Genomic DNA, 9,995 nt, shown 5'->3' on the forward strand with positions numbered 1-9,995 from the left:
CTCTGGATTTTGCTTTATCCAGATCCTGAAGTTTTTCATCATGATCTCGGATATATTTTCGGATAGTATTTCTTGAAAATTCTGACTCTCTAGATATTTTTCTAATTGATTGACCCTCGACAAAATGTTTAATTAGAATATTGGCTTTATCATTCAATTTTATCACCTTTTTCACCTGCCCATAATTTATATTTTATTATGGACAGTTTATATTATCTATTTAAACGGGTCAATTTTAAATTATTATCCTGGGTCACTTTTAAATTATCATATACAAATGTGGTATTAGCTTCAATACCAGCATTATCACTTGTGTTTGTCATTCTTAATCACTTTTTCCCAGGAACTGATCCTTACTTAAGAAAAGGAGCAGTTATCCTGGCAGAGGTTGATGATATTATTGATGGGGTATTAATGAAGTTACCGGATAATAAATATATCAATACTATTAACGATATTATCGATCAGGTATTAAAAGAACTTGAAGAGTCTGGTTATAAAGTCAGTGATCAGGATAAAAAGAAACTTTCATATCATATTAAGGGGAAAGTGAAAAATGAAGAGGGACTGGATGTTAAATGGGAAGATGGTAAGTTAAAATTGGGTTATAGCAAGAAATTTTAGTTATAGAGACCGCAGAATGAACTGCACCCTGTCAAGTAGACAATTAAAATAATAAAAACTTACTAAACGGCTAAAGCTCTATATTCTAATGGGCAGAGGCCGTTTAATCTTTTCTGTAGTCTGTCATTGTTATAGAAACTAATATAATCATCTATAGCATTAGATAGTTCTTCATAAGTATTATATTTATTTAAATAGTATTTTTCACTTTTTATGATTCCCCAAAAACCTTCCATTGGACCATTATCGATACATCTACCAACTCTAGACATACTTTGGGTCATTCCCGCCGCATCCACTCTTCTTTTAAATCCGTAAGAGGTATACTCGACTAAAGAAAAGGGATTACTCCCTTTCCCTAGTCTAAGAACCGTACGTGAGAGTTTCCAACTCATACGGCTCAAGCATTTCTTAACCTTTTCGGGCGGCAACAGGTACATGAAGTTTCATCTTTCTTTTGATAAAATATTTACTATCCAAGAAAGGAGTTTTTGAAATTTGTAATTTGGGATGCCTAATGATTTTTATTCTCCTAAGGTTAATGAGCGTATAGTCATCAGTCATAAATACCCATGGTTTCTCATTTTTAGCATGCCAGTATTTATTTAATCGCCACCATTTATTCTTGTTTGGGTGGCGATGCTTAGCCCATATATGCAGTAGGTGATAAAGTGCATTATTGACATATGAGAATATTTTACTTGCTACAACATGTTTATGGTAGTTGGTCCAACCCCTAATGACTTGATTTAGTCTCCGTATTAAGTCAGATTGTGTACTTGCTTTCCCTTCTGTAAGAATGATACTAGAGCATTTCTTAATTAGGCTTTTGATAGAACTTTTGGAAGGCTTCACAATGAGTTTTCCTTTGAACTTTCTAAATGTCCACCAAGAAAGTCAAATCCATCATCTATATGCGTGATTGTTGTCTTTTCTTTTGATAACATTAGTCCTCGGGATTCGAGGAATGTACTGACAATGCATTTGAGCTCTTCTGCAATCTCTTTTGAGTTTGCAGTAATGATGAAGTCATCAGCATATCGAACTAGGTTTACTTTTGTTTTAGCACGATAATGGTTTTCTATGTTACCTTTAGAGTTTCGATGATATCTATCCTGGATAACTTTTTCAAGACCATCTAATGTTATATTTGCATATAGACTAGAGATGGCTCCACCCTGTGGAGAACCTGTTTCTGTCGGAAATAATTTTCCTTCGTATATGAAACCTGATTTCAGGAATTGTTTCATGACCCTTTTATCCATAGGAATGTTAGATTGTAGCCATTCATGATTAATGTTGTCAAAGCAGCCTTTAATATCTCCTTCAAGTATCCATGTTGGTGAGCATTTCCTAGCGAGCACACAAAATATTTGTTCACATGCATCTTTTGCACTTCTTCCTCGACGGAACCCAAAAGAGATAGTATCTGCTTTGGTTTCAGCAATGGGCTCAAGTGCCAGAGCATATAATGTTTGCATAGCTCGATCATACATAGTTGGTATTCCTAATGGCCGCTTTTTGTTTTTGCTTTTCTTTGCAATATATACACGTTTAAGCGGCTTTGCTCTATAGTGTTTATCGGTAAGCAAAAGTACAGCTTTCATTTTTGAGGCAGATGTTGACCATAGTTTTTTGTCTACACCTGAAGTGTTTTTACCTTTATTAGTAGTTACTTTTCTTACTGCGTAAGTTTTGGCAAAGAAAGAATGGGTGAGTAGGTATTGTAACCTTTTGGCTTTATTAGTGTCACCGTTTGCTGTTGCCTTGGCGATTCGAGTCTGTAGCCTATTAACATTATGTTTAACTTTTAGCCAATCAATGGACTCCCATTGGTTGGTAAGTGATTTTGTGTCTTTTAGTCTCTCGGTTTTATCCGTCATTGAATTACTAAAATTCATAGGTTTACAATCCTTTCCTGCCAAGAAATACCGTTAGATAAGTTTGCACCCTTTCAGGTTAGGGCAAATTTTGAACCCCTATCTGATGTCATTATAAAATCAGCATTCGCTTTTTATCTTTTTCGTCTGCCCTCTATGTATTTTCATCTCCTTGCGGTTAGATACCTCTTTACAGTGGAACATATAGGGTTTACCAAGTTCTGTGTAATATATAATTGTGAGTGCCTTAGGAGCCACCTTTGAACCGGGAGTTCTTTATCCATCCGCATTGGTTTATCAAATCGCCTTTGCTTGACTCCTTACCATTTTGGTCGAAGCGTATCAGCTTATTTCGCTTTCTCCAGCGTAACGATTCCTACAGTGATTCACTTTACGTTCTCCATAGCATTCTTACTCTAGCAGTTGTTCCAATTCTAGGCTATCCGAACTTCTACATTGTCTCGTGAGCTTTCTAACCCAGACGTTGCCATCCGCGCTAGTCACGATAGAGTTACCCCGAATGGATAGGATAGTCTTTCGACAGTATATTACGCAACTTCTTGTCGCACTTGAAATCCTCTGTCACTATGTATCATTGGAGCTGCTCCTGGGTTATTTTCTAAAGCTTTATCTAGAGTTTTAAAAACAAGTCTGTTATTATTTGAATGACCTAGTACATAAGAAACTATTGATTTATCATATAAATCTATAATTGCACTTAAATATGCTTTAGAATTTCCATATTTAAATTCAGTAACATCTGTAAGCCATTTTTGATTTATATTTTCAGCCTTAAATTCACGGTTTAAAAGATTCTCTGCTACTTGTTGTGGATTTGCTTTAACATATCGTCTCTTTTTTCTACGAATAACAGATTTTAATCCTGTAATCCTCATAAGTCGATGAATACGTTTATGATTAAAGCTTTTCTTTAATCGTTTATTTATATTTAGAGTCATTCTTCTATAGCCATAAATACCGCTAACTTCTTCATATAGTTTAGTAATTTCAGTTATTAAGATTTTATTTTCTTTTTCATTATTAGTTTCTTTGCGATTTAACCATTTATAGTAAGCTGCTCGTGTAACTTCTGCTATATCACATAAAAGTACAATAGGATAGCCTACTTCTTCATGAACCTCTTTAATAGCTATATATTTGTTTTCCTTCCAAACACGGCTTAAGACCGCCTCCTTTCTAGTTCTTCCAACTTTTTTAGAAATGCATTCTCTGCTTTAAGTCTTTCATTTTCTGACTCGATTTCTTTAATTTTAAGCTTTATTTTTTCTTTAGGTGTTAACTCTTCTCTAGATTTTTTCCTCCCTCTACGATCTTTTAAAGCATCTCCACCACCTGTTTCATATTTTTTAACCCACTGATAAACTTGCTGATATGATACATGATAAACTTCAGCAGTTTCTTGGTAGTCTTTATCTTTTGCAATACAGTACAATTTCAAGTCTTTCTTTCCAGGTAGTAGTTCTGCCTTTAGTCATAGATTTATTCATCCCTTTCCCCGTTGCTGTTAACTCTCTATGACTATTATACCTTGTTATCCATTGGAGTACCACTGACTTACTTGAGATCTCATATTTTCTTACTATCTCGTTTAATGAACTCTCTCCAGAAAGATATTCCTTGACAGCTTTTTCTTTTAACTCTTTTGAATATTTCTTATTAGCCTTTAAAACACGTAAACCTTCTATACCATATTTATTGTATTTATATCTCCATATTTGGAAAGTTGCTCTATCAATCCCGTATTTGTGACATATTCTATTAATTACTCTCATTCCGTTTTCATGTTCCATTAATATTTTATATTTTTCTTTTGCTGAATATTTACTTTTTCTAGGCATTAAAAAACTCCCCTTTCTAATAGACAGATTTTTATTATTTATTCTGTCTACCATAAGGGGAGCATATCAGAAATGCGGTTTTTTTCTTTTTATGCAGGAAATGGTACTTTTTTAGAGTATTATAATAGTATATTATAGGATATTAATTCTTAAATGTAATATATATCAACTCTACCTGAGTTCGGTAATATTACGTTATATAAAATTGTCGCAAAATCTTATTAAAACGTATATTTTAGATTGTTGGTATTAAAAACCTAGGGAGGATGTAATATGACTATTTCAATTCAAACATTTATAAAGAAATATATTAACGCAATTTCTGAAGGGTATGCTGCAGTCTTTGCAGGTGCTGGACTTTCGAAACCGTCTGGATATGTAAATTGGAAAGATCTATTAAGACCATTTGCGGCAGAAATTGGATTGGATTTAGATAAGGAACATGATTTATTATCAATAGCACAATACTACTATAATCAACAAGGTACACGTCATGAAATTAATCAGAGAATAATAAATGAATATACAAAAGAAGCAACTTACAATAAAAATATTGATATTCTAACTCGTCTACCAATTTCTACATATTGGACTACAAATTATGATGAATTAATTGAAGAAGGACTTAAAACAAATAATAGGAAACCAGATATAAAAATTTCACAAGAAAGCTTAGCAACTAATATTTATGACAGAGATGCGGTAGTGTATAAAATGCATGGAGATGTTAGAGATCCGGCAAAAGCAGTATTAATTAAAGATGATTATGAAACATATAGCATTACCCATTCATTATTCTCAACTGCTTTAAAGGGGGACTTGGTATCTAAAACATTTTTGTTTATTGGTTTTAGCTTTGAGGACCCCAATTTAAATTTTATTTTAGGAAGAATTAAGGCTCTATTAGGTAAATCTATGAGAACCCATTATTGTTTTTTTGAAAAAGTTAGCAATTGTGGGGATAAAGAAGAATTTGCTTATAATAAAGCAAAACAGGAGTTAGTTATTAATGATTTAAGTCGATATGGAATTCAGGCAGTGATGCTTGAAGATTACAATCAAATTACAGGTATATTGAAAACAATTGAAGAAAGTTGTAATTTGAATAATGTTTTTATATCAGGAAGTATGTCTGTAATGGTTGATGGGTGGAACAATGATAAGGTAACTAAATTTACTCATAATCTTTCTAAAGCAATTGTAAAAAATAATTTTAGAATCATTTCCGGATTTGGGTTAGGCATTGGTAGTACAATAATCAATGGTGCTTTAGAAGAAATAACTACAAATAAGTATAAGCATATAAATGAGCATCTCCTATTACGTCCATTTCCTCAATTAGTTTCAGGTCTAGATTCTTCGATAAAAGAACATTGGACTAATTATAGAATTGAAATGATAAAGAATTGTGGTATAGCTATTTTTATTTTTGGTAACAAAGTAGTTAATAATGAGGTAGTAATTGCTGACGGTATGCTTGAGGAGTTTCAGATTGCAAAAGATAGAGGAAAGATAATTATTCCAGTTGGATCTACTGGAGGAGCTGCAAAGAATATTTACGATGAAATTAAAGAAAACATTGATAATTATCCTTATTTGAATGATTACTTAGAAGATTTGGGAATAGAAAGTGATCCAGATAAATTAATAAAATTAATAACTACAATAGTCTGTGAACTTCGAATAAAGTAAAAAAAATTTATGGAGCAAATCAAAAATATGAAAGGGGTATTTCTATGGCAAAAAGACAAGTTTTTTTTAGTTTTGAGTACAACAAGGACAATTGGAGGGCTAGTCAAGTTAGGAATATGGGAAAGGTTCACAGTAGTTCAACTTTTTCTGATAATGATTGGGAAGAAGTTAAAGAGAAATCAGATAAAAAAATCAAAGAGTGGATAGATTCGCAAATGGCAAAACGTTCATGTCTTGTAGTATTAATTGGTGCAACAACGTCTGGTCGTAAATGGATTAAATATGAAATTAAGAAAGCATATGAACTTAATAAAGGAATTGTTGGAATATATATACATAATATAAAAGATCGCGAAGGTAATCAAACTAGTAAAGGTAGCAATCCTTTTTATCAATTTTATATAGAAAATTCAAATGAACGTCTTTCAAAATATGCTACATGTTTTGATTCTTCCTATAAATCAAGCAAATACGTATATGATGATATAAAAGAAAATATAGAGCAGCTAATAGAAGATGCTATTAACAAAAAAGACACATATTAGTTATTTATTTTTAATGTTTGTTACTTAAAATAATGACCTTTTAATAAAGAAAGCTGCGCCCAACATAATATCAATTTTGTCTGATTACGAAAAGTGAGTATTCTTGAAAAGCTCGGTGCGGTAGTTCCGCACGCCGGGATCTGTGCGGGGGTGACTGGATAACCGGTAATCCTATCGTGACTGCAAGATTTTAATTTAAAGTATATATTATAAAGGGGGAATAATTTTGAACGATACAAAATCTAACTTATTTGAAAAAACATATGAATATCTTGCAGATATAAGCAATATTAGAAAAAAATTTAGTGAAAAGAAAATGAGTGAAATTAAAAATTTTATTAATGTTTGTTTAAGACACTCAGATATTTATGATTTTATAAATAGCAAGTTAAAAATTAATGATAAAATAATAGAGGTTGAGTCAAAAGAATTATTAAGAAAATTATTAAATTATGCGCATGACCAAAAAGACATTTTTTTATATATAGATGTCAATATACGTGAAGAAAATAATATTAATCATATAGAATTAACGAATTATAGAAAATTATTAGAAATTATTAGTAGTTATTTTTTGTTTTCACAAGATATTTTGATTTCAAAAGAACTAAGTAATTACTATTCTAATTTAGTTTATTATAGTAAATTGAAAGATTACTTCGAATTAGGAATAGAAGAAATACCTCCATATAGAATATATAATTATGAAGCTGAAAAAATGATTTATTATGAATTGAAATCTATTAGTAATGAAATAAATAGGTTAAAAGATATAATTAATAATTTTAATATAAATAATGCTATAAAATTAAAAAAGAAAAATAAAGAAATACTGGAACAATATTTAAAAAAATGGTGGGAAACATATAAAAATATATCTCAAAAAACATATCCTGGACTTTGTAATCATTTTTCTTATTACAATGGTGTAGATTTAAAAGTTTTGGTTTGTAAAAATAATAAAAAAATACCTAATACAGTACATGATTCTGATTTGGCATTATGCGTTGCTAAACATGATACAAATTCTGGTGATATAAAAATTAATTTTAATAATTACATAAAGGAAATTACCTTTTTAGATGAAGAAATAGGCAATGATTTTGAAGATGTTACTATAGATTTAGGATTAGGTTTTGATTCATATAAAGAAGACAGTATGGATATGATTAAGTCTTCTATAAAAATAGAATTAAAGGAGGAATTAGTTCGTTTATTTGAAATTAATTTTAATGAAATATCATATAAAAAGTTTACGTCTGAAATTTTAAGTCTTATGGGAATGGATATTATAAAAAAAAATAACAACAATTTAGTAATAAAAAGGGATTTTTTAACAGGAAAGAGTCTAGTATATAGTATTATAAGATTTGAAAAAGATGAAGACTTTGACATGAAAAAAGTTTTAAAATATAAAACTAGTAATAATAATTATTTAATAATATGTCAAACGGTAGTTACAGAAACAATTAAAAATAAGTTTATAGATATAGATAATATAATTATTAAGGATGTTAATGATTTTTTTAGAGAAGCCAAAAATTTTATTTTTAAAAACATTAATTTAGATATAGCATTAATTAACGAAATTATATATCCGTTTTTAAAAGAGAATATTGTTAAAAATGAAATGAAAGAGTTGAAAGTAAACAAAGCAGAGAATCTCATAAATAAACTTAAGAATTGCCCTGTGGGTCTTGAAGGATGGAAACAATTTGAAAATATATGTAATAATATATTAAAATTTGTATTTGAAGAGTCATTTGAAAATTTTAATATGAAAATTCAATCTAGAAATTATAATGGTAAAGATATTAGAGATATTATTTTATCTAATACAAGTGAAATTACATTTTGGAATAATGTCAGACATTTTTATAATTGCAATAATATAATTATTGAATGTAAAAATAAAAGTTCTACTATAGGGAATGATGGATTTAGACAAATTTCAGATTATTTGGGAAAGGATGCAATTGGTCAATTTGGAATTATTCTTTCTAGAAAAGGTTTATCTGATGGTGGTAGGGATAAACAAAGGGATTATTTATATCAAAGACCCAAAAAGTTAATATTAGTACTTTCTGAACAAGATATTATTGATCTTGTAAAAATAAAATCATTTAATGATTATCCAGAAAAAGTTTTAGAGAATCTAAAATTTGAAGTTGAGACGAATATTTAAAGTTAACAATATTGATATTGAAAGCTATAAAGAAATTAAAACATCGCATAAGTGTAAGGTTTACGGTTTCGTTCCTTCCTTAATGCACCCAAATTCATCAAACTAAACCAAGTTTAGCTTAGATTGATGAATTTCGTAGAATCTGTGGGACGATATATGAAATTCTTCTAACGGAGGGTTATTTATGGATGAATTTATTAAGAGTGTAAAATTGTTTGCTACATATTCAGAACTATTCCAACGAAAGCATGATAGAGATGTATTGAAAGAAGCGCTTTCTACTTTACCACTGGGTGGTTTACTATATATATTATCCCAAATTACATATCTAGAAGTAGATAACGATAAAATAAAAGATTTATTCAAGAATTACTTCTCAGCTCTAGAGAAAGAATTATTTGGAACAGAAGAAACCTTAAAACATAAGTTTAAAAAAATAGATAATTATTTGCTATATTCGCCACAAGGTTTATTATCCTTATGGAAGTGGTTATTAGCATATGGTGATAAAAATAAACTTCCTGAATATATAAATATTGATAAAGGTATATTTGAAGTAATTTATTTGTGCTTAATTGTTTCAGACTATTTATATGAAAAGGATCCTGAAAATATTAAATATGAAATGGTTCGAAATAAAGCATTTAATAAAGAAGAGGATATTCTTGCATCAATTGCAAGATCTAAACATATTTATATTGACTTAGCAAGGAACAAGGATTTATATATTCCAGAAGAATATGTGGATTTTAATTTAAAGTTTAAAGATACTTACGGTTATTCTTTAGAAGAACATTTTTCTATAATAGTTGGTATTATGGCTTCATTTCATAAAAAGGAAGATTTTATTGAAGGTAATTGGACAAGCAATTGTGAATGTCAAATAATATTTTACACTTTTCGCTCATTAAGATTTTACACCTAAGATTTTCCAAAAATGGTTTCTCTGTGAGTCAATCTGTAGCTATCACCATCTAAATTGATGATTTCGCACTTGTGAACTATGCGATCTAATATCGCAGCTGTAATTGCCTGATCGCCTATTAGTTCACCCCAATCTGAAGGTCCTTTATTTGAGGTAATAATAATTGAAGTCTGACCATACAGTTTGTTTATCAGCTGGAAAAAGAGGTTGGATTCCTGCTTTTCCATTGCCATAAACATGATGTCATCAATAATTAAAAGATCACATTTTAAAACTCTATTGAGT

General features: G+C 29.9%; 9 protein-coding genes and 2 pseudogenes. 5 read left to right on the plus strand and 6 right to left on the minus strand.

Features of this window, described 5'->3' with window-relative positions:
• Window positions 1–312: 312 nt before the first annotated feature.
• Complete coding sequence (locus tag BMZ74_RS13540; protein WP_089862748.1) at window positions 313–624, plus strand: hypothetical protein; 312 nt, start codon at window positions 313–315, stop codon at window positions 622–624.
• Window positions 625–686: 62 nt separating this feature from the next.
• Here the strand turns inward: BMZ74_RS13540 and BMZ74_RS14570 are convergent.
• The 5 genes and pseudogenes from BMZ74_RS14570 to BMZ74_RS13565 all read right to left on the minus strand — a co-directional run.
• A pseudogene (locus tag BMZ74_RS14570) lies at window positions 687–953 on the minus strand (transposase); the annotation flags it as partial.
• Between the two features lie 82 nt (window positions 954–1,035).
• Window positions 1,036–2,525 (minus strand): annotated as a pseudogene (gene ltrA, locus BMZ74_RS13550) (group II intron reverse transcriptase/maturase).
• 527 nt (window positions 2,526–3,052) lie between these two features.
• A complete protein-coding gene (locus BMZ74_RS14405; protein WP_143070184.1) occupies window positions 3,053–3,727 on the minus strand; it encodes an IS3 family transposase in 675 nt (224 codons plus the stop codon).
• Entirely contained in the window at window positions 3,685–3,957 is a 273-nt protein-coding gene (locus BMZ74_RS13560; RefSeq protein ID WP_177181458.1) for a helix-turn-helix domain-containing protein, read from the minus strand. The genes BMZ74_RS14405 and BMZ74_RS13560 overlap by 43 nt, the downstream gene beginning before the upstream one ends.
• Window positions 3,935–4,363: a helix-turn-helix domain-containing protein gene (locus BMZ74_RS13565; protein WP_089862752.1), complete on the minus strand. Its 429-nt coding sequence runs from the start codon at window positions 4,361–4,363 to the stop codon at window positions 3,935–3,937. Before BMZ74_RS13565 ends, BMZ74_RS13560 begins: the two co-directional genes overlap by 23 nt.
• Before the next feature lie 273 nt (window positions 4,364–4,636).
• Here BMZ74_RS13565 and BMZ74_RS13570 point away from each other — a divergent pair, with 273 nt between their 5' ends.
• The 4 genes from BMZ74_RS13570 (at window position 4,637) to BMZ74_RS13585 (ending at window position 9,710) form a co-directional block, all read left to right on the plus strand.
• Window positions 4,637–6,055, plus strand: a complete 1,419-nt coding sequence (locus BMZ74_RS13570; protein ID WP_089862753.1) for an SIR2 family protein — start codon at window positions 4,637–4,639, stop codon at window positions 6,053–6,055.
• Window positions 6,056–6,099: 44 nt separating this feature from the next.
• Window positions 6,100–6,600, plus strand: a complete 501-nt coding sequence (locus BMZ74_RS13575) for a TIR domain-containing protein (protein WP_089862754.1) — start codon at window positions 6,100–6,102, stop codon at window positions 6,598–6,600.
• 226 nt (window positions 6,601–6,826) lie between these two features.
• Complete coding sequence (locus BMZ74_RS13580; protein WP_089862755.1) at window positions 6,827–8,785, plus strand: hypothetical protein; 1,959 nt, start codon at window positions 6,827–6,829, stop codon at window positions 8,783–8,785.
• Window positions 8,786–8,969: 184 nt separating this feature from the next.
• Window positions 8,970–9,710: a hypothetical protein gene (locus tag BMZ74_RS13585; RefSeq protein WP_089862756.1), complete on the plus strand. Its 741-nt coding sequence runs from the start codon at window positions 8,970–8,972 to the stop codon at window positions 9,708–9,710.
• Here BMZ74_RS13585 and BMZ74_RS13590 read toward each other — a convergent pair.
• A partial coding sequence (locus BMZ74_RS13590; protein ID WP_143070186.1) for an ATP-binding protein occupies window positions 9,707–9,995 on the minus strand: 289 nt, incomplete at its 5' end. The genes BMZ74_RS13585 and BMZ74_RS13590 overlap by 4 nt on opposite strands.

The sequence above is a fragment of the Halanaerobium salsuginis genome, from assembly GCF_900114545.1.
Taxonomy (GTDB): Bacteria; Bacillota; Halanaerobiia; order Halanaerobiales; family Halanaerobiaceae; genus Halanaerobium; species Halanaerobium salsuginis.